This is a genomic window from Klebsiella sp. CD33 (genome assembly GCF_051992865.1).
Classification (GTDB): domain Bacteria; phylum Pseudomonadota; class Gammaproteobacteria; order Enterobacterales; family Enterobacteriaceae; genus Klebsiella; species Klebsiella pneumoniae.
Genome location: NZ_CP197023.1, coordinates 1,796,724 through 1,815,966 on the forward strand (window position 1 = coordinate 1,796,724; position 19,243 = coordinate 1,815,966).

The following is a 19,243-nucleotide window of genomic DNA, read 5'->3' on the forward strand; positions in this document are numbered from 1 at the left end:
TGTCCCGTGACCGGCTGGCCGATTACTCCATCATTTTCTCAATCGGCAGCACCAGAATGGAGCTGGCGCCCAGCGCCTTCAGTTTTTCCATGGTCTCCCAGAACAGGGTTTCGCTGCTGACCATGTGCATCGCCACGCGCTGCTTGTCGCCTGCCAGCGGCAGAATAGTCGGCCGCTCGGCGCCCGGCAGCAGGGCAACCACTTCTTCCAGGCGTTCGGTCGGGGCGTGCATCATGATGTATTTCGACTCGCGGGCCTGAATCACGCCCTGAATACGGGTCAGCAGGCGGTCAATCAGCTGCTGTTTGGCGTCGGCCATTTCGCCGTCGCGCTGGATCAGACAGGCTTTGGAGCGGTAGATCACTTCCACTTCGCGCAGGCCGTTGGCTTCCAGGGTGGCGCCGGTGGAGACGAGGTCGCAGATAGCGTCGGCGAGGCCGGCGCGCGGCGCCACTTCCACGGAGCCGTTCAGCAGACAGGATTTAAAGGAGATACCTTTTTGATCGAGGTAGCGCTTCAGCAGGTGCGGGTAAGAGGTGGCGATACGTTTGCCGTCCAGCGCCGCCGGGCCGTTCCAGGCTTCATCCACCGGAGTCGCCAGCGACAGGCGGCAGCCGCCGAAGTCGAGACGGCGCAGGGTGAAGTAGCGCGGGTCTTCGCCCTGGGCGCGGCGGCTGAGCAGCTCTTCTTCCAGCACGTTTTCGCCGATAATACCGAGGTCGACAACACCGTCCATCACCAGGCCCGGGATATCGTCATCACGCACGCGCAGAATATCGATTGGCATATTTTCCGCCAGCGCAATCAGACGCTGGGTGTGCAAATTGACTTTAATGCCGCAGCGGCTGAGTAATTCGCGTGAATCTTCGCTTAAACGGCCTGATTTCTGAATAGCTATGCGTAAACGGGTGTTGTCTAACATTGTTCTTTTCCTCTGAATACCTGTCTGAATCTGTCCGAATTTGGTCCAAAAAAAAGCCCCCGGAAGTGAATCTTCCGGGGGCTCTCTGCGCGTTCATGCACCACTGGAAGATCCAAACGTCTTCCAGCACACATCGCCTGAAAGACTAGTCAGGATGATGGTGATGATGGTGGTGTTTAAATTGAACGCGGTTCATAAAAATTCTCTGTGAATGACTATGCATTTGATGTCCTTTAACCTAAACCACTTCCGCCGCAGAAAGCAAGGGCTTTTTTCTATCATTAATTCATTTCATATTGAGCGAAGAAATTGTCAGTTGCCGCTGGCTGGCGTAGCCTGTAATCAGCACAGCGAAAGAGTCAGGAGCCTGGGATGAAAAAGGTCGCGATAGTCGGTTTGGGATGGCTGGGGATGCCGCTGGCGCTGTCGTTGACGGCGCGAGGCTGGCAGGTTACCGGCAGTAAAACTACGCAGGATGGCGTGGAGGCGGCGCGGATGTGCGGGATCGACAGCTATCCGCTGCGCCTGGAGCCGCAGCTGGTCTGTGATACCGAGGACCTCGACGCGCTGATGAACGTCGATGCGCTGGTGATCACCCTGCCGGCCCGGCGTACCGGGGCAGGGGAAGGGTTTTATCTACAGGCGGTGCAGGAGATCGTCGATACCGCGCTGGCGTACCATATTCCGCGGATCGTCTTCACCAGCTCCACCTCGGTGTATGGCAACGTCAACGGTACGGTGAAGGAGAATTCCCCGCGTCTGCCGCAAACCGCCAGCGGACAGGTGCTCAAGGAGCTGGAGGACTGGCTGCACAACCTGCCGGGGACGTCGGTAGATATTCTGCGCCTGGCCGGGCTGGTGGGGCCTTCCCGCCATCCGGGACGTTTTTTCGCCGGCAAGTCGGCGCCGGATGGCCAGCACGTGGTCAATCTGGTGCATTTGCAGGATGTGGTGGCCGCTATCGAACTGCTGCTGCAGGCCCCGAAGGGCGGGCACATCTATAATCTATGTGCGCCCCGCCATCCGGCGCGCGGCCTCTTTTATCCGCAGATGGCCCGCGAGCTCGGTCTGCCGCCGCCGGTGTTCAGCGACAGCCCGGACGGCGGCCAGGGCAAGATTGTGGATGGCAATCGAATCTGCAATGAGCTGGGGTTTGAGTACCAGTACCCCGATCCGCTGGTGATGCCGATGGAGTGATCCGCCAGCGGTGATTCGCATACCGTAAGGGGGTAGCGATGAAACCACTGCTGGATGTCCTCGTGATCCTGGATGCTCTGGAAAAAGAGGGGAGCTTTGCCGCGGCGTCGGCAAAGCTCTTTAAAACGCCCTCGGCGCTGAGCTACACCATTCACCGCCTGGAAAGCGATCTCAATATTCAGCTGCTCGACCGCAGCGGCCATCGCGCGCGCTTTACCCCCAGCGGACAGATGCTGCTGGAGAAAGGGCGGGAGGTGCTGCATATCGCCCGCGAACTGGAGAACCGGGCGGTTAAGCTGCAGCAGGGGTGGGAGAATAGCCTTCGTCTGGCGGTGGACAGCACCTTTCCCGTGGCGCTGCTCTCGCCGCCAATCGCTGCATTTTATCAACAACAGCCGCTGACCCGGCTGCACTTCACGCTGAACCCCTCCCTGCTGGACTGGCGGCCGCTGACTGACGGGCAGGCCGATCTGCTGCTGGGGGCGCTCGGCGAACCGCCGCCGCTGAGCGGTTATGACTATCTCCCCCTCGGCGAGCTGGAGCTGCTGCTGGTCGTTGCCCCACAGCATCCGCTGGCGCGACACCGCGCACCGTTGAGCTGGCGAACCCTGCGCCGTTACCGGGCGGTGGCCACCGGCGAGGGCGGGGCGCTACTCAGCGATCAGGAGACCCTGACGGTGTGTGACGCCGCGGGGCAGCTGGCGCTGCTGCGCCTGGGGCTGGGCTGGGGGTGCCTGCCGCGCTATCAGGTGCAGGGTCTGCTGGACAGCGGCGAGCTGGTCTGCATGACCGTGCGCGGGCTTTCGCCTCGTCAACGCGCGTGGATCGCCTGGAATGACGCCACCTGCGGTTTGGCTGGCAAATGGTGGCGGGAAACGTTATTAGCAAATAGTGCTATTTTTACAATTTATCATACGGAAACCGTATAGATATTAGCACGTTAAAAATTATGCTTACGCAATGAACTTCATAACATCTTGTCAACGCCGTTGAATTTGTTGCAAAATATGCGGCCTGAAAACCAGAGACTAGCCGACGCTTTTTTTTAAAGTGTCGGTTATTTTTTTGGTCGAAAGACACATCATTCAATACCAAGAGGCCGGGCTTCGTACCGGATAGATATTTACTAAAAACCGACAGTCGTTGTCGCTGAGGAATAGAAAGAAATGGGGCAATTTTTTGCTTACGCGCTGGCGTTCACCGTAAAAGGGGATAACTATGTCGCATAACGCTACTCCAAATACCTCTCGCGTGGAATTACGTAAAACGCTTACGTTAGTTCCGGTTGTAATGATGGGCCTGGCCTATATGCAGCCGATGACGCTGTTCGATACGTTTGGTATCGTCTCTGGTATGACCGACGGTCACGTGCCGACGGCCTACGCCTTTGCGTTAATCGCTATCCTGTTTACTGCCCTGAGCTATGGCAAGCTGGTACGTCGTTACCCTTCTGCCGGCTCGGCGTATACCTATGCGCAGAAATCCATCAGCCCGACCGTTGGCTTTATGGTGGGTTGGTCCTCGCTGCTTGACTACCTGTTCGCGCCGATGATCAACATTCTGCTGGCGAAAATCTATTTTGAAGCGCTGGTGCCTTCGATTCCGTCGTGGGTGTTTGTTATCGCGCTGGTCGCCTTTATGACCGCCTTTAACCTGCGCAGCATTAAATCCGTGGCCAACTTCAACACCGTGATCGTGGTGCTGCAGGTGGTGCTGATTGCCGTTATCCTCGGCATGGTGATTTATGGCGTGTTTGAAGGCGAGGGCGCCGGTACGCTGGCCAGCAGCCGTCCGTTCTGGTCCGGTGACGCGCACGTGATCCCGATGATTACCGGGGCGACGATCCTGTGCTTCTCGTTTACCGGTTTCGACGGCATCAGCAACCTGTCTGAAGAGACCAAAGATGCAGAGCGCGTCATTCCGCGCGCGATCTTCCTGACCGCGCTGATCGGCGGCCTGATCTTCATCTTTGCCACCTACTTCCTGCAGCTGTACTTCCCGGATATCTCGCGCTTTAAAGATCCGGATGCGTCACAGCCGGAAATTATGCTCTACGTGGCAGGTAAAGCCTTCCAGGTTGGCGCGCTGATCTTCTCCACCATCACCGTACTGGCGTCCGGTATGGCGGCGCACGCTGGCGTGGCGCGTCTGATGTACGTTATGGGCCGCGACGGCGTGTTCCCGAAAAGCTTCTTCGGCTACGTGCACCCGACCTGGCGCACTCCGGCGATGAACATCATCCTGGTCGGCGCGATTGCGCTGCTGGCGATTAACTTCGACCTGGTGATGGCGACGGCGCTGATTAACTTTGGTGCGCTGGTGGCGTTTACCTTCGTTAACCTGTCGGTGATTTCCCAGTTCTGGATCCGTGAGAAACGCAACAAGACGCTGAAAGACCACTTCCAGTATCTGTTCCTGCCGATGTGCGGCGCCCTGACCGTTGGCGCGCTGTGGGTCAACCTGGAAGAGAGCTCGATGATTCTGGGCCTGATCTGGGCCGGTATCGGTCTGGTCTACCTGGCCTGCGTGACCAAAAGCTTCCGCAACCCGGTGCCGCAGTACGAAGACGTGGCCTAAGGCATAGCGTGATGTGATTGAGAAAAGCCGGAGGGAAACCTCCGGCTTTTTTTTCGTTTGGCTCGGTGCGATATCTTTTGCCCGGCGGCGCTGCGCTTGCGCGGGCCTACGGTGATGGTTAACCTTCTGAAATTTAATGGTTATGTAGGCCGGGTAAGCGAAGCGCCACCCGGCAGAAGAGCTTATCCTGCCTGCACCATAACTTTCAGCAGCGTATCCAGCAGGCCGGGAAAACGGGCGTCCAGATCTTCCCGGCGCAGCGAAATCATGTTCTCCCGTCCCTGAGGCCGTTGCCAGATCACACCGCTGTCGCGCAGGACGCGCCAGTGGTGGGTCATGGTGGACTTGGCCACCTCCTCCTGGCGCAGGGCGTTGCAGCTCAGCTCGCTGCCGTCGGCCAGCGTACGAATGATCTCCAGTCGCAGCGGGTTTCCGAGCGCGGAAAGGACATTTTCCAGGCGAATTTGTTCTCGTTCGGGGTGATTGGCGATCATAATAATCCTGTGTCGGCGGTGGCGCGGCGCATCGCAGCCGCAGCCCATATCGGCGGCTGGCGGCTACTATACCCAAACTCCGGTTCTGATACCACGCGCGCCGCCGCAACCTGCCCAATCGTAATGATAGCAAAAATAGTTCGAATATACTCGTACAGTTGTACTAAGATAGACGCAGTTAAATGAACTGCGGATCATTCCGACCGCAGACTGACCGTCAAAACGACTAAGGACGCATCATGCCCCGACCCATCCCTCTCGAACGTTATCGCAACATCGGTATCTCCGCGCATATCGATGCCGGTAAAACCACCACCACCGAGCGCATCCTGTTTTATACCGGGATGAGCCATAAGCTGGGTGAAGTACACGATGGCGCGGCAACCACCGACTGGATGGCCCAGGAGCAAGAGCGCGGGATCACCATTACCTCGGCGGCGGTAAGCTGCTTCTGGCCGGGGATGGACCGCAGCTTCGAGCCGCACCGGATCAATATCATCGACACCCCGGGGCACGTGGATTTCACCATTGAGGTGGAACGTTCCATGCGCGTGCTCGACGGCGCGGTGATGGTGTATGACTCCGTCGGTGGGGTGCAGCCCCAGTCGGAAACCGTCTGGCGCCAGGCGAATAAATACCACGTTCCGCGGCTGGCCTTCGTCAACAAGATGGACCGCCCGGGGGCGGACTTCTTCCGCGTGGTGCAGATGATGATCGACCGCCTGAAGGCTAACCCGGTGCCGATTGTGATCCCCATTGGCGCTGAAGAGCATTTCACCGGCGTCGTCGACCTGGTGAAAATGCGCGCCATCCTGTGGGATGACGCCACCCAGGGCATGACCTTTAGCTATGGGCCAGTCCCTGACGATCTGTTGGCGACGGCGCAGCAGTGGCGGGAGAAAATGGTCTCGGCGGCGGCGGAAGCCAGCGATGAGCTGATGGATAAATACCTGGAAACCGGTGAGCTGGACGAGGCGGAGATCGTCGCCGGTCTGCGCCAGCGCACGGTGAAGGGAGAGATCCAGGCGGTGCTCTGCGGGAGCGCCTTTAAAAACAAAGGCGTGCAGCGCATGCTCGATGCGGTGGTGGAGCTGATGCCGTCGCCGCTGGATATTCCGGCGATACAGGGCGTTGATGAGCAAGGCCAGCCGGCGGAACGCCATCCGAGCGACGATGAGCCGCTGTCGGCGCTGGCGTTCAAACTGATGACCGACCCCTACGTCGGCCAGTTGACCTTTATCCGCGTCTACTCCGGGACGCTGAAGAAAGGCGATGCGGTGTGGAACCCGGTGAAGGGCAAGAAAGAGCGCATCGGGCGTATCGTGCTGATGCAGGCCAACGACCGTCACGAAGTTGACGAACTGCACGCCGGGGATATCGCGGCCTGCGTCGGTCTGAAGGATGTGACCACCGGCGATACGTTATGCGATCCGGATGCGGTGATTACCCTCGAACGGATGGAGTTTCCGGAGCCGGTGATTTCGCTGGCGATTGAGCCGAAGACCAAAGCGGACCAGGAGAAAATGGGCATCGCGCTGCAGCGGCTGGCGGCGGAAGATCCGTCGTTCCGTCTGCATACCGATGAAGAGTCCGGCCAGACGATTATCTCCGGCATGGGTGAGCTGCATCTGGAGATCATTGTCGACCGGATGAAGCGCGAGTTTGGCGTCGAGGCCAACATTGGCCGTCCGCAGGTCACCTACCGCGAAACCCTGCGCAAGAAAGTGACGGACGTGGAAGGCAAATTTGTGCGCCAGTCCGGCGGCAAAGGGCAGTACGGGCACGTTGTGCTGACCCTGGAGCCGCTGGAGCCGGGCAGCGGTTTCGTCTTCGAGGACGCCACCAAAGGCGGCGTGGTGCCGCGCGAGTACATCCCTTCCGTGGAGAAAGGGCTGCGCGAAGCGATGGGCACCGGCGTGCTGGCGGGTTATCCGGTGGTTGACGTGAAAGCGACCCTGACCTTTGGATCGTACCACGACGTGGACTCCTCGGAGATGGCGTTCCGCATGGCGGCGATCTTTGGCTTCCGGGAGGGCGCGCGCAAAGCGGATCCGGTGATCCTTGAGCCGGTGATGCACGTCGAGGTGGAGACGCCGGAAGAGTACGCCGGGAATATTATGGGCGATCTCTCTTCCCGTCGCGGGATGGTGCAGGGGATGGAAGAGCGCTTCGGCAGCCAGATCATCCGCGCCGACGTGCCGCTGGCGGAGATGTTTGGTTATTCCACCACGCTGCGCTCGATGTCGCAGGGACGGGCAACCTACAGCATGGAGTTCCACCATTACGCGGAAGCGCCGCGTAATGTGGCGGATGAAATCATCGCCAGCCGCGCGAAAAGCTAAGCAACGTTCCCGGGTGCGACGCGAGGCGTCTTACCCGGGCTACTCTGGTACCAGCGCCCAGGCCCGGTAAGGCGAAGCCGCCACCGGGCAAAAAGGTAAGCGTGAACTGGGGACGCAATGCCCGGCGGGGCTGCGCTTGCGCGGGCCTACGGTCAGGCGTCCTCTCTGGTCATCGTTTGTAGCCCGGGTAAGGCGTTAGCCGCAACCCGGGAATTTCAGCCAATCAGACAATATCCTGTGCGTATTGCCACAGCGCCTTCAACTGCGCCAGCTTCTCTTTATCATCCGCATACTGCTGATACAGCATCTGCAGCTCATCGGCATAGGCCTGCAAAAACTCTGGCGTAAACACCTGACGACGGTGCTCTAACCAGCGCTGCTGCTCATGTTCATCGAGCGTGCCGGGGAAGTTGCGCGCCCGGTAGTTAAACAGCAGGCGTTCGATACGCTTATCGGCGAAGGTAATATCCAGCGCCGGCAGATTGCGCGGTTCGGTTTCCAGCACGATTTTCATCGCCGCGCGGTCGGCATCGCTAAAGAACCCATTGTAAAGCTGGGCGTCGACGTTTTCGGACGGCACGAACGGCTCGGCTTCGGCATAGACCGCCACCACTTTCTCGCGCACCTGCGGATTCGCCCGCAGCAGCTGGGCATTCTCCAGACAGCGCTGAATGGAGATCCCCAGCCGGTCGGCATCCTGCGGGCGCAGGGTATTGGCCTGGGCCAGTACCGGACATTTATTTAAATGCACCAGCTTGATCGGCGCCGCCGGCAGATCGCCAAGCTCGGCGCGCGGGGTGTAAAGCCGCTCGCGCAGGGCATCGGCATCCAGTTCCAGCAGCGGCGCCATATCGCCCGCCAGATCGACCATAATCACCGCATTGCGGTTTTCCGGATGCCAGGCCAGGGGCGCCACCAGGCTGGTGTTGCCGCGCGCGGCGCCAAACATGCCGGAGACATGCACCAGCGGCTTCATCTGCGGCACGTCGATAAGCGTCGCCAGCTTGCGCTTATTGCGGTGGCTGTAGAGATAATCAAACAGCCGCGGCTGCCGGGTTTTCACCAGCTTCGCCATGGCGATGGTGGCGTATACGTCGGCCATCGCGTCATGGGCGTTCTGGTGTTCAATACCGTTGGCGACGGTCAGATGTTCAAGCCGGAAGCTCGGCAACCCTTCGTCATTCTCCGGCCAGGCGATCCCTTCCGGGCGCAGGGCATAGCAGGCGCGCATCACGTCGAGCAGATCCCAGCGCGAGTTATCGTGCTGCCAGCTCCAGGCATAAGGGTCATAGAAGTTGCGATAGAAGATATTCCGCGTCACTTCGTCATCAAAGCGCACGTTGTTATAGCCGACGATACAGGTTTGCGGCACCGTGAACAGATCGTGGATGCGGCGGGCAAACGCGGCCTCATTATCCCCTTTGGCCAGCGCTTCCTGCGGCGTGATCCCGGTGATCATCACCGCCTGCGGCTGCGGCAGGTAATCGTCAGCGGGTTTGCAGTAAAACACTTCGGGCTCGCCGAGCACATTCAGCTCCGCGTCGGTGCGGATGGCGGCGAACTGCGCCGGCCGGTCGAGGGAAGGGCTGGTGCCGAAGGTTTCATAATCGTGGAATAAAAATCCGGGCTGGTTGACGCTATCTTGCATAGTCTGTTCATTATCCGTGGTGGCGTGCGACCGGTATGGTAAACGATTTGCCCGGTCATCAGAAGGGTCGCGGCAAGCAACTTCCTCTGCTGTGTCATATTTTCTTGCAATTAAACCCTGATATGAAACGCGAAGTTCCGTAAAAAGGACGGCGGATCTGTAAATCTAGAGGATATGCCGTTGAAAGGCCGTTTGTTTATTGCTGTATCTTTGCTCGCTTCGAGCGTTTCCTGCGCATTTGCCGTCGACTTACCTGCTACGGTCGCGCCGCCTTCCATTCAGGCTGGCTCCTGGGTGCTGATGGATTACACCACCGGTCAGGTTCTGACCGCGGGTAACGAGCATCAGCAGCGTAATCCTGCCAGTCTGACCAAACTGATGACCGGCTACGTGGTCGATCGCGCCATCGACAGCCATCGTATCACCTTTGATGATATCGTCACCGTGGGTAAAGACGCTTGGGCGAAGGGCAACCCGGTGTTCGACGGATCATCGCTGATGTTCTTAAAGCCAGGGGATCGCGTCAGCGTTCGCGACCTCAGCCGTGGGCTGATTGTCGACTCCGGTAACGACGCCTGCGTCGCGCTGGCCGACTATGTCGCCGGCGGCCAGCCGCAGTTTGTCGCCCTGATGAATCAGTATGTCGAAAAACTGCACCTGCGGGACACCCATTTCGAAACCGTCCACGGCCTCGACGCCCCGGGCCAGCACAGTTCGGCCTATGACCTCGCGGTGCTCTCGCGGGCGATTATTCATGGCGAACCAGACGTCTACCACATGTACAGCCAGAAAAGCCTGACGTGGAACGGGATCACCCAGCAAAACCGTAACGGTCTGCTGTGGGATAAAACCATGAACGTCGATGGCCTGAAAACCGGCCACACCTCGGGCGCCGGGTTCAACCTGATCGCCTCGGCGGTGGATGGCCAGCGCCGGCTGATCGCCGTGGTGATGGGGGCGGACAGTCCGAAAGGCCGCGAGCAGCAGGCCGCTAAACTGCTGCACTGGGGGCAGCAGAACTTCGACACCGTGCAGGTGCTGCAGAAGGGGCAGAAGGTCGGCACCGAGCGTATCTGGTACGGCGATAAAGAGCAGATTAAGCTCGGCACCGATCAGGATTTCTGGTTAGCCCTGCCGAAGGCGGAAGTGTCGCGCATTAAAGCGAAATATGTGCTGGATAAGAAGGATCTTGAGGCGCCGATCGCCGCCAATCAGCGGGTTGGCGAGATTTCACTGTATGACGGCGACAAGGTGGTGGGGCACTATCCGCTGGTCACCCTCGAAAGCATCAATAAAGGCGGAGTGTTCTCGCGAATGAGCGATTACCTGCATCACGAGCTGTAACCACGCCAACCGCCTCTTTGCAGGCGGTTTTTTTCGTCTGTCGCTCGTGCTGGCGGGGCGCCTGTTTTTACAGCAGTGTGGTGGCGACTCTGTGAATTCGCGCACATACTGAGGGGGGATCTCCTGTTAAATTAACTGTATATTCATACAGCAGTTTATCTCCAAAGGAGGCAAGATGAACTACAGCATCACCACCCTCGGCAAGAAAACCATCGCCGGTTTCCATCTGGTCGGGCCCTGGGATCACACCGTCAAGCAGGGGTTTGAGCAACTGATGATGTGGGTTGAGAACCACCAGGTGCCCGCCCGCGAATGGGTGGCCGTCTACTACGATAACCCGGAGGAAGTGCCGGCGGAAAAACTGCGCTGCGCGACGGCGGTCACCGTGGATGAGGATTATGTCATTCCCGCCAACAGCGAAGGGGTGATCCTGGCGGCGATTGCCGGCGGGGATTACGCCTGCGCCCGCGCGCGGGTGGTGGATTACGACTTCGCCACCCCGTGGATGCAGTTTTTTGACAGCCTGCAGCAGAGCACGGCGTATCGCATCGCCCCCCAGCCCTGCTTTGAGGTCTATCTTAACGACGGCAACCACGACGGCTACTGGGATATCGACATGTATGTTCCCGTTGAGCGCGTCGCGTCGTAGCGGTTTACCCCTGTTCCGGACAAGGTTTTTTACATTCCCGGCATGCTCCGGGCGAAAAAGCAGTTACAATTGGCCTTTTCGTTTTGCCGGAGAGGGTTGTGCGCGCTGATAAATCACTCAAGCCATTTGAGATCCGCTTGTATCGCCATTATCGGGTGGTGCATGGTGTGCGGATTGCTCTGGCCTTTGTGCTCACCTTTTTGCTGGTGCGGCTGCTGAACGTGCCTGAGGGAACCTGGCCTCTCATCACTCTGGTGGTGGTGATGGGGCCGATCTCCTTCTGGGGTAACGTCGTGCCGCGGGCGTTTCAGCGTATCGGCGGCACGATCCTCGGTTCGGCGCTGGGGCTGGTGGCGCTGAAGCTTGAGCTCATCTCTCTGCCGCTGATGGTCCTCTGGTGCGCGGCGGCGATGTTCCTCTGCGGCTGGCTGGCGCTGGGCAAGAAACCCTATCAGGCGCTGCTGATCGGCATCACTCTGTCGGTGGTGGTCGGGGCGCCGCCCGGCGATATGCATACCGCGCTGTGGCGAAGCGGCGATGTGATCTTCGGCTCGCTGCTGGCGATGCTGTTTACCGGCATCTGGCCGCAGCGGGCATTCATCCACTGGCGCATCCAGATGGCCAGCTATGTCACCAACTTTAACCGCCTCTACCAGGCCGGCTTCTCGCCAAATCTGGTGGATCGACCGCGGCTGGAAAAGCATCTCCAGCAGGCGCTGAACGACGTGGTTAAAATGCGCGGGCTGATCACCCCCGCCAGCAAAGAGACGCACATCCAGAAGGCGATCTTCGAGGCTATCCAGACCGTCAGCCGCAACCTCGTCTGCATGCTGGAGCTGCAGATCAACGCCTGGTGGGCAACGCGTCCGGGTCACTTCGTGATGCTCAATGCGCACACCCTGCGGGAGACGCAGCAGATGACCCAGCAGACGCTGTTGTCCATCGCCCACGCGCTGTACGAAGGGAACCCTCAGCCTGTGCGCGCCAACAATGAAAAGCTGACTGAGATCGTCCTCGAACTGCGCCAGCTGCTGAAAGAGCAGGGTGATGACGGCCTGGCGGAAACCCCGGTCCATGGCTATGTTTGGCTCTCAATCGAACTGGCGCGCCAGCTGGAGCTGCTCTCGCATCTGATCTGCCGCGCATTGCGCAAATAAACACCAGATGCACCGGGTAACCACATGGGTTGTTTCGATTCAGCAGCGTTTAGGGTTATGATAAACGCAAAGGAAAAAACATTGTCATCAGCGGCTGCTAGCAGTTATGTTAGCCCTATAACGCAGTCGCTTTACGAATCCGAATCTCAATTATTAGGGGTGTAAAAATGGAAACAACTAAGCCTTCTTTCCAGGACGTACTGGAGTTTGTTCGTCTGTACCGTCGTAAGAACAAACTGCAGCGTGAAATTCAGGACGTTGAGAAAAAGATCCGTGATAACCAGAAGCGCGTTCTGCTGCTGGACAACCTCAGCGACTACATCAAACCGGGCATGAGCGTGGAAGCCATCCAGGGCATCATCGCCAGCATGAAGAGCGATTACGAAGATCGCGTTGATGATTACATCATCAAAAATGCCGAGCTGTCCAAAGAGCGCCGCGACATCTCGAAAAAACTGAAAGTGATGGGCGAAGCCAAAGTCGAAGGCTAAACCCTGCCGGTCCGGCGGCGTTAAGCGTCGCCGGGCTGTTCCGCGTTTCCCTCTCTTCCCTGCTTTTTTCTGCGAAAACTTTGTTCCGGCAACTGCCTCTCCTCACCGACACTTTGCTATACTGGCCCGCGAAAAACGTATTGATATCGGAAAGGTTTCTCTCATCCTGGCCGGGCATCTGACGCAGCGGCGTCAGGGCGATATCTCAACACCTCTCACCTCTCCGACGATCGATTCGCCAGAAGACAAACTCAGGTGCTGACCGGGCGAGACAGAACTCTTCCGCTGCTTTCGCCGACAGGAGTCAACCTCACGTGATTAAGTCATTCTTTGCTGCACTCTCGTTTATCAGCCGCCTGCCGGTCCCGGCGCGGTTATCTCAGGGCCTGGAGATCGAACAGTACCAGCGCAGTATCGTCACCTTTCCGCTGGTCGGTTTACTGCTTGGCGCCATCGCCGGCGCGGTGGCGCTCCTCCTGCAGCCGTGGTGCGGCGTCCCGCTGGCGGCGCTGTTCGGCGTGCTGGCGCTGGCGCTGCTCACCGGCGGATTCCACCTTGACGGGCTGGCTGATACCTGCGACGGCATTTTCTCCGCCCGCACCCGCGATCGGATGCTGGAGATCATGCGCGACAGCCGGCTGGGCACCCACGGCGGGCTGGCGCTGATCTTCGTGCTGGTGGCGAAAGTGCTGGTGGTTGGCGAGCTGCTGCTGCGTGATATCCACCCCATCGCAGCCCTGGCGGCGGCCTGCGCCGTCGGTCGCGGGATGGCGGTGCTGCTGATGTATCGTCATCGCTATGCGCGGGAAAAGGGGCTGGGCAATCTGTTTATCGGCAAAATTAGCCTGCAGCAGACGCTGGTGACGATGGCGATGGCGATCGCGCTGGCCACCGCCCTGCTGGGGCTGCAGGGGCTGCGCGCCGCGCTGATCACCCTGGTGCTGATTTGGGGTCTGGGATGGGCGCTGAAGCGAACCCTCGGCGGGCAGACCGGGGATACCCTCGGGGCGGCGATTGAGCTGGGCGAATTACTCTTTTTACTGGCGCTGCTGTAAGGCCTGACGCCAACGGTGAGGAACAGAATGGAAACACTTTCGGCGTTACTGGCTGCCATTCCGCAGCCCGATGTGGCGGCCATGGCGCGCGCTCAGCAGCATATTGATGGCCTGTTAAAGCCGCCCGGCAGCCTTGGCCGTCTGGAGGCGCTGGCGGTGCAGCTGGCCGGTCTGCCTGGCTTGCAGGGGCAGCTGGCGCTGGCGGAGAAAGCGATTGTGGTCATGTGCGCCGACCATGGCGTCTGGCATGAAGGCGTGACCCCTTCGCCGCAGGGGGTGACTGCCATTCATGCCGGCAATATGGTGCGGGGCAACACCGGCGTCTGCGTGCTGGCGGCGCAGGCCGGGGCCAGGGTGCAGGTAGTGGATGTCGGCATCGATGCCGACCCGCTGCCGGGCCTGATTAACCTCAAAGTGGCCCGCGGTAGCGGGAATATCGCCCGGACGGCGGCGATGAGCCGCCAGCAGGCGGAGACGGTGCTGCTGGCCAGCATGCAGCTCACCCGCCAGCTCGCTGCCGACGGGGTGAAAGCCTTCGGCGTCGGCGAATTGGGAATGGCCAATACCACCCCGGCCGCAGCGACGATCAGTGTCCTGACGGGCAGCGACCCTGACGCGGTGGTGGGCTGTGGGGCCAATCTGCCGCTGGCGCAGCGGGGCCATAAGGTGGCGGTGGTGCGCCAGGCGATAGCCCATAATCAGCCGAACCCGGCCGACGGGCTGGATGTCCTGGCGAAGGTGGGGGGTTACGATCTGGTGGGCATGACCGGGGTGATCCTCGGGGCGGCCTCCTGTGGCCTGCCGGTGGTGCTGGATGGCTTCCTCTCCTATGCCTCTGCCCTGGCCGCCTGCCGCATGGCCCCGTCGGCGCACCCTTATCTTATTCCTTCACACCTGTCGGCGGAGAAAGGAGCGCAGATCGCCCTCGACGCGCTGGGTCTGCGGCCGTATCTCGATATGGACATGCGCCTGGGAGAGGGCAGCGGCGCCGCGCTGGCGATGCACCTGCTGGATGCCGCCAGCGTGATGTACAACCAGATGGGAACGCTGGCGCAGAGCAATATTGTGTTGCCCGATAGCGCGCCGTCATCCTGATGGTAAAGCGCATCGTCCCGCGATGGGGGCGATGCGCCGTGTTTACAGGGCCTGCTGCCAGACCGCCTGGGGCAGGAGATAAACCTTCGCCGGGGCGCGCATGCCGTCGGTGACAATATGGCGGATGCCGCTGGCCATCACCGCGAGGGTAACGTCAAAGGCGTTCAGGCTGTCGCCGAAGCCAGCGGTCAGATTGAGCATTGAACCATTGGCCAGCAGATAGACGGTTTTGTCGGCCATGCGGTAGGCGTTGATATACGGCATCACCTCTTCCTGGGGGTACTGGCGCAGGTACTCGCCGTCGATCTCTTCCGCCACGTGGCCGACGTTAAGGATAAATACTCCCGCTTTCGCGCGGTCCAGCGCCTGGCGATTAACCACGTTTTTACCGCCTGTCGCTGTGGCCACCACGTCCGCCGAGGCGATAGCCTCCTGGAGGTCCACCACGTGCCAGCCGTCGTAGGCCGCCTGCAGACGGCGGGCAGGATCGATCTCCGCCACCATCACCTGACCGCCAAAAGCTTTTGCCGCCGCCGCGACGCCCTGGCCGACCAGGCCGTAGCCGATCACCAGCACTTTTTTCTCATGCAGGGTGAGGTGAGTGGTCTGGAAGAAGGTGTGCCAGGCAGTGAGACCGACCATATGGCGGTTGTGCAGCCCCTCTTTGACCGGCAGATCGTCCCAGTTAAAGATCGGATAGCCTGGCTGAATATCCCCCAGCCGATTGACGCCCGAGCCGGTGGCTTCCAGACCCGCCACGATGTTCCCAAACTCGCCGCGCTGGTGGAGCAGGGTGGTGATATCGGCGCCCATCTCGCACAGGTGAGTGGGCTGCCAGGCAATCGCTTTTTCCCATGACTGTTGCCAGTCGGCATCGCTCATATTGCGCCACGCGCAGGCCTCGGCGCCGCGCTCCACCAGCCAGGCCACCACGTCGTCCTGCACGGTGGTGGGGTTACAGGTGGTTAAAAAGACCTGAGCGCCCTTGTCGAGGATCCCCTGCACCAGCGGGATCATTTTCATGTCGAGGTGCATACAGCAGGCCAGACGCACGCCGCTGAGGTCGGGCAGCGCGGCGACCTGACGCAGGGTACGCGGCATATTCTGGCTGGCCCATGCCACTTCTTTCGCTAAAGAGATTTTATTATTCACTGGGTTATGACCTTCAATTCGCAAAAGGGGTATCCCCCTGACCGAAAAGGGATTCTATCAGTCCCCGCGAGAATTCACAGCACAATGCCGTCGGACATCGCCGCCCGCGCTATCCCCTGCGAAAGACAGGGTTGTTAATTTAAGGTTAAAAAAAGAAAATAAAATATAAGTAATTCCTATGATTTGAGCGATGAAGCGATGTTGAGTGTTATTCCTGCGGGGATATTTTCACGGCTGCGGATTTTCCTTGGCCGCCTGAAGCCGCACGCGCTGCCGGTGGCCCGCCGGCATATCGTGCTGGGATCCATTGGCGCCGGCACCGGACTGGCGGTGACCAGCATGTTCAGCCACTGGCTGCTCGGCGAAGTCAATCTGTGGTTTATTGCCCCGATGGGGGCTTCGGCGGTACTCCTGTTTGGCGTACCGAGCAGCCCGCTGGCGCAGCCGTGGTCGATTGTCGGCGGCAACGTGCTGTCGGCGCTGATCGGTGTCACGGTGGGTATGCTGGTCCCCGATGCGGCGCTGGCCTGCGGTCTGGCGGCGGCTCTGGCCATCGCCGGGATGTATTTTCTGCGCTGTCTGCATCCCCCCGGCGGCGCGGTGGCCCTGACGGCGATCCTCGGCGGCGCCGGGGTGCACAGCGAAGGCTATCACTTTGTGCTGACCCCGGTGCTCCTCAACTCGCTGATGCTGGCGCTGCTGGCTATTGTGTTTAATAACCTGGTTGGCCGCCGTTATCCGCATCCGCTGGCGGCAGAGGAGGTCAAATCCAGGGCGGTGCCGCTGGGTATTTCGGTCACCCGGGAAGATATTCACGCCGCGCTGCTGGAAGGCCAGTTCCTCGACATTGATGAAGACGATGTCCAGGAGTTGCTGGAGAATATCGAGCAGCAGGCGCGGCAGCGTATCGCGACGGCAGCCCGCCGCTAAGGGTGTACTGCGGGCTGCGGGTTACAGATCGCCGGTAAGATACTGCGCGACCCCGCGGCCAAAGCTCCAGTCGCCTTTCTGGTTACTGATAATCGACACCATCAGATCATCGCCGCTCAGGCCGCAGTGTTCCGCCAGCTCCTCCTGCAAAATGGCGAAGAAGCGCTGCTTCTGCGCCTCGCTGCGCGGGCTGGTATAGACCCGCACCACCACCAGATCCCGCGAGCGGGTCAGTCCGAGGCCGGTATCTTCAATCACCATATGGTGGGCTTTGTTTTCATGAACAATCTGGTAACGGTCGCGTTCTGGTACCTCGAAGGCGCGCAGCACGGCGCGATGGGCGGCATCCAGCAGGGTTTTGACCTCCTGTTCCGTACGGCCTTCAATCAGGTCAAATGTCAGTAATGGCATGCAGGTGCTCCTTATCGTTAGGGAATAATGATGGGCTCAACAAGATGCTAGCCGATGCCGCCGCCGGCAAAAACCGCTATAGTTGAATACATTGTTTTTACTGGTGAACAATCACATGAGCGAGAGTCGTCCGGAGAGTTACTGGCTCCATCTGTACTGGCTGACGGTGCTGGAAGAACAAAAAAGCTATACCCGGGCCGCGGAAAAACTGGGGATCAGCAAGTCGGCTATCAGCCAGAAAATCAGCGAGCTGGAGCGGGTGACCGGTAAAACCCTCGTCCATCGCACCACCCGCAGCGTGAGCCTCAGCGACGACGGACTGCGGCTGGTGGCGGAGCTCAACGAGCCGTTTGGTCAGCTGCGGGATATTTTCACCGGCGCCTGCGATGAGGGCGGGCCGCTGCGGGGAACGCTGCGCCTGACCGCGCCGGTGGCCTTTTCCCGCCAGCAGCTGGTCCCGGCAATCGCGCCTTTTTTGCATCAGCATCCCCAGCTGCATCTGCAGCTTGAGGTCACCGACCGGCTGGTCTCTCTGGCCAGCGAAGGGTTCGATCTCGCCATCCGCCACTGTCGGCGCGAGGCGCTCCCCGATACCCACGTCGCCTGGCCGCTGTGTCACACCGCGACGCTTACCGTCGCGTCCGCAGACTATATTCGCCGCCATGGCCGCCCGGAGACCCCCGAAGATCTGCGCCACCACCAGTGCCTGACCTATCCCCGTGGGCCACAGCGCCCGCAGTGGACGTTCGCCTCCCGTCAGTCGCCCGATGCTCGGGTGACCATCAACGTGCAGGGGCCATTCGCCACCAATAACAGCGAGTCGCTACGTGATGCGGTGCTGGCGGGGCTTGGGGTGGCGCTGTTGCCGGATTTCAGCGCCCGGGAGGCCATTGGCCGCGGGCTGGTGCAGGAGCTGCTGCCGGCGTGGCAGCCGGTGGAGGTGTTTGCCGACCGGCTATACGTCATTCGGCCCTATACCCCGCGCGTGTCACGCGCGGTGGAAACCTTCAGCCGCTATCTGAAAGCGACCTTCAGCGAGACGCGTCCAGCTCCTGCGCCAGCGCCTCGCTAAAGCGGGGCAGCAGATGGCGCTCGCCGGGAAGCAGTTGCGCGAGAGTAACGGTCTTGTCAGTGCAATAGACCCGCTCGCTGCCGAGCTGCGCTTCGAAGGCGTTCGCCGCCTGATGCGCCGCGCTCAGATCGGCGTCAATAAGGATCACCGCATGGGCCAGCACCACGTGGCCGCCGCCCGCCGCCAGCGGCCGCCAGTACTGGGCGGTACCGACAATCTTGCGCGCCTCCGCGCCTTCTCCGCAGGCAAGATTATACCGGCCATCGCAAAAGGAACCGCTCACCGCCCGGGGGTGGCTGGCAACGCCGAAGCGCGCGAGGGTGCGCTGCAGCACAGCGCACAGCGAATGATAGATCGGTTCGGCGGCTTCGCCGAGCGGCTGCTGCACCGGCCAGGCGAGGCTAAGGTTGATAATGCCCGGCCCCTGGGGCACCAGACCGCCGCCGGAGCGGCGAAGCCATACCGGCCAGCCGCGCGCGGCAAAATGCGCGCTGACCGTCGGCAGATCCGTAAACTGACGATAGCTCCCCGGCACCACCAATCCCTGCGGCGCCTGCCAGAGCTGGGCGACGGCCTCGCCGGCGCTGGCTTTGGCAAACAGCGGCTGTTCGGCCTGGGTGGGATCCTCGCAAAACTGCAGCGCCAGCGAGGAGGGGGAAAAACGGCGAGGCCAGCAGTCGGCCAGGGTTAACTGAGACATGCATTCT

The 19,243-nt window shown here is 60.3% G+C and carries 20 protein-coding genes and 1 other annotated feature; of the genes, 13 read left to right on the plus strand and 7 right to left on the minus strand.

Annotated features, from left to right (window positions below; translation table 11 throughout):
• Positions 1-22: 22 nt before the first annotated feature.
• Positions 23-922 carry an ATP phosphoribosyltransferase gene (hisG, locus tag ACR809_RS08860; RefSeq protein WP_002912152.1) on the minus strand — a complete coding sequence of 300 codons (900 nt, stop codon included), beginning with the start codon at positions 920-922 and terminating at the stop codon, positions 23-25.
• Between the two features lie 47 nt (positions 923-969).
• Positions 970-1,092 (minus strand) — a sequence feature (His leader region).
• The gene (gene hisL / locus ACR809_RS08865) at positions 1,068-1,118 is read right to left on the minus strand and encodes a his operon leader peptide (protein ID WP_004899375.1); all 51 of its coding nucleotides are present in this window, start codon (positions 1,116-1,118) and stop codon (positions 1,068-1,070) included. Its footprint overlaps the feature before it by 25 nt.
• Before the next feature lie 176 nt (positions 1,119-1,294).
• Between hisL and ACR809_RS08870 the strand changes: the two genes are divergently transcribed.
• The 4 genes from ACR809_RS08870 to plaP all read left to right on the plus strand — a co-directional run bounded on the left by ACR809_RS08870 (position 1,295) and on the right by plaP (position 4,696).
• On the plus strand, positions 1,295-2,119 hold the full coding sequence (locus ACR809_RS08870) for an SDR family oxidoreductase (RefSeq protein ID WP_004152513.1): 825 nt from the start codon (positions 1,295-1,297) through the stop codon (positions 2,117-2,119).
• Positions 2,120-2,157: 38 nt separating this feature from the next.
• Positions 2,158-3,048 carry a LysR family transcriptional regulator gene (locus ACR809_RS08875; protein ID WP_004184781.1) on the plus strand — a complete coding sequence of 297 codons (891 nt, stop codon included), beginning with the start codon at positions 2,158-2,160 and terminating at the stop codon, positions 3,046-3,048.
• 237 nt (positions 3,049-3,285) lie between these two features.
• Positions 3,286-3,348 (plus strand): membrane protein YoeI, encoded by a 63-nt coding sequence (gene yoeI, locus ACR809_RS08880; protein ID WP_096335043.1) that lies wholly within the window; start codon positions 3,286-3,288, stop codon positions 3,346-3,348.
• Positions 3,338-4,696 carry a putrescine/proton symporter PlaP gene (gene plaP, locus ACR809_RS08885; protein ID WP_004148994.1) on the plus strand — a complete coding sequence of 453 codons (1,359 nt, stop codon included), beginning with the start codon at positions 3,338-3,340 and terminating at the stop codon, positions 4,694-4,696. The genes yoeI and plaP overlap by 11 nt, the downstream gene beginning before the upstream one ends.
• A gap of 182 nt (positions 4,697-4,878) precedes the next feature.
• Here the strand turns inward: plaP and ACR809_RS08890 are convergent, their stop codons facing one another.
• Entirely contained in the window at positions 4,879-5,190 is a 312-nt protein-coding gene (locus ACR809_RS08890; RefSeq protein ID WP_002912109.1) for an ArsR/SmtB family transcription factor, read from the minus strand.
• A 239-nt stretch (positions 5,191-5,429) separates the two neighbouring features.
• Between ACR809_RS08890 and fusA the strand changes: the two genes are divergently transcribed.
• Positions 5,430-7,532, plus strand: a complete 2,103-nt coding sequence (gene fusA, locus ACR809_RS08895; protein ID WP_002912106.1) for an elongation factor G — start codon at positions 5,430-5,432, stop codon at positions 7,530-7,532.
• A 223-nt stretch (positions 7,533-7,755) separates the two neighbouring features.
• Here fusA and sbcB read toward each other — a convergent pair whose 3' ends face one another.
• The gene (gene sbcB / locus ACR809_RS08900; protein ID WP_021313318.1) at positions 7,756-9,180 is read right to left on the minus strand and encodes an exodeoxyribonuclease I; all 1,425 of its coding nucleotides are present in this window, start codon (positions 9,178-9,180) and stop codon (positions 7,756-7,758) included.
• Positions 9,181-9,360: 180 nt separating this feature from the next.
• Here sbcB and dacD point away from each other — a divergent pair, with 180 nt between their 5' ends.
• The 6 genes from dacD to cobT all read left to right on the plus strand — a co-directional run bounded on the left by dacD (position 9,361) and on the right by cobT (position 14,971).
• The gene (gene dacD, locus ACR809_RS08905; RefSeq protein WP_004153104.1) at positions 9,361-10,524 is read left to right on the plus strand and encodes a serine-type D-Ala-D-Ala carboxypeptidase DacD; all 1,164 of its coding nucleotides are present in this window, start codon (positions 9,361-9,363) and stop codon (positions 10,522-10,524) included.
• A 175-nt stretch (positions 10,525-10,699) separates the two neighbouring features.
• The gene (gene sbmC, locus ACR809_RS08910) at positions 10,700-11,173 is read left to right on the plus strand and encodes a DNA gyrase inhibitor SbmC (RefSeq protein ID WP_002911889.1); all 474 of its coding nucleotides are present in this window, start codon (positions 10,700-10,702) and stop codon (positions 11,171-11,173) included.
• A 98-nt stretch (positions 11,174-11,271) separates the two neighbouring features.
• On the plus strand, positions 11,272-12,330 hold the full coding sequence (locus tag ACR809_RS08915; protein WP_002911885.1) for an FUSC family protein: 1,059 nt from the start codon (positions 11,272-11,274) through the stop codon (positions 12,328-12,330).
• A gap of 167 nt (positions 12,331-12,497) precedes the next feature.
• Positions 12,498-12,821 carry a DUF496 family protein gene (locus ACR809_RS08920; RefSeq protein ID WP_002911883.1) on the plus strand — a complete coding sequence of 108 codons (324 nt, stop codon included), beginning with the start codon at positions 12,498-12,500 and terminating at the stop codon, positions 12,819-12,821.
• Positions 12,822-13,135: 314 nt separating this feature from the next.
• Positions 13,136-13,876 carry an adenosylcobinamide-GDP ribazoletransferase gene (cobS, locus tag ACR809_RS08925; RefSeq protein WP_004180482.1) on the plus strand — a complete coding sequence of 247 codons (741 nt, stop codon included), beginning with the start codon at positions 13,136-13,138 and terminating at the stop codon, positions 13,874-13,876.
• 27 nt (positions 13,877-13,903) lie between these two features.
• Positions 13,904-14,971 (plus strand): nicotinate-nucleotide--dimethylbenzimidazole phosphoribosyltransferase, encoded by a 1,068-nt coding sequence (cobT, locus tag ACR809_RS08930; RefSeq protein WP_122051194.1) that lies wholly within the window; start codon positions 13,904-13,906, stop codon positions 14,969-14,971.
• A gap of 42 nt (positions 14,972-15,013) precedes the next feature.
• On the opposite strand, the gene ACR809_RS08935 is transcribed toward cobT, so the two are convergent.
• A complete protein-coding gene (locus ACR809_RS08935) occupies positions 15,014-16,123 on the minus strand; it encodes an adenosylhomocysteinase (protein ID WP_004184774.1) in 1,110 nt (369 codons plus the stop codon).
• Between the two features lie 198 nt (positions 16,124-16,321).
• On the opposite strand from ACR809_RS08935, the gene ACR809_RS08940 reads away from it, so the two are divergent.
• Complete coding sequence (locus tag ACR809_RS08940) at positions 16,322-17,053, plus strand: HPP family protein (RefSeq protein ID WP_002911879.1); 732 nt, start codon at positions 16,322-16,324, stop codon at positions 17,051-17,053.
• A 21-nt stretch (positions 17,054-17,074) separates the two neighbouring features.
• Here ACR809_RS08940 and ACR809_RS08945 read toward each other — a convergent pair whose 3' ends face one another.
• Positions 17,075-17,464 (minus strand): tautomerase family protein, encoded by a 390-nt coding sequence (locus ACR809_RS08945; RefSeq protein WP_102014243.1) that lies wholly within the window; start codon positions 17,462-17,464, stop codon positions 17,075-17,077.
• Positions 17,465-17,579: 115 nt separating this feature from the next.
• On the opposite strand from ACR809_RS08945, the gene ACR809_RS08950 reads away from it, so the two are divergent.
• Positions 17,580-18,536: a LysR family transcriptional regulator gene (locus ACR809_RS08950; protein ID WP_002911877.1), complete on the plus strand. Its 957-nt coding sequence runs from the start codon at positions 17,580-17,582 to the stop codon at positions 18,534-18,536.
• Here ACR809_RS08950 and ACR809_RS08955 read toward each other — a convergent pair.
• Positions 18,496-19,236: a lipoyl protein ligase domain-containing protein gene (locus ACR809_RS08955; protein ID WP_019725474.1), complete on the minus strand. Its 741-nt coding sequence runs from the start codon at positions 19,234-19,236 to the stop codon at positions 18,496-18,498. The genes ACR809_RS08950 and ACR809_RS08955 overlap by 41 nt on opposite strands.
• Positions 19,237-19,243: the final 7 nt, after the last annotated feature.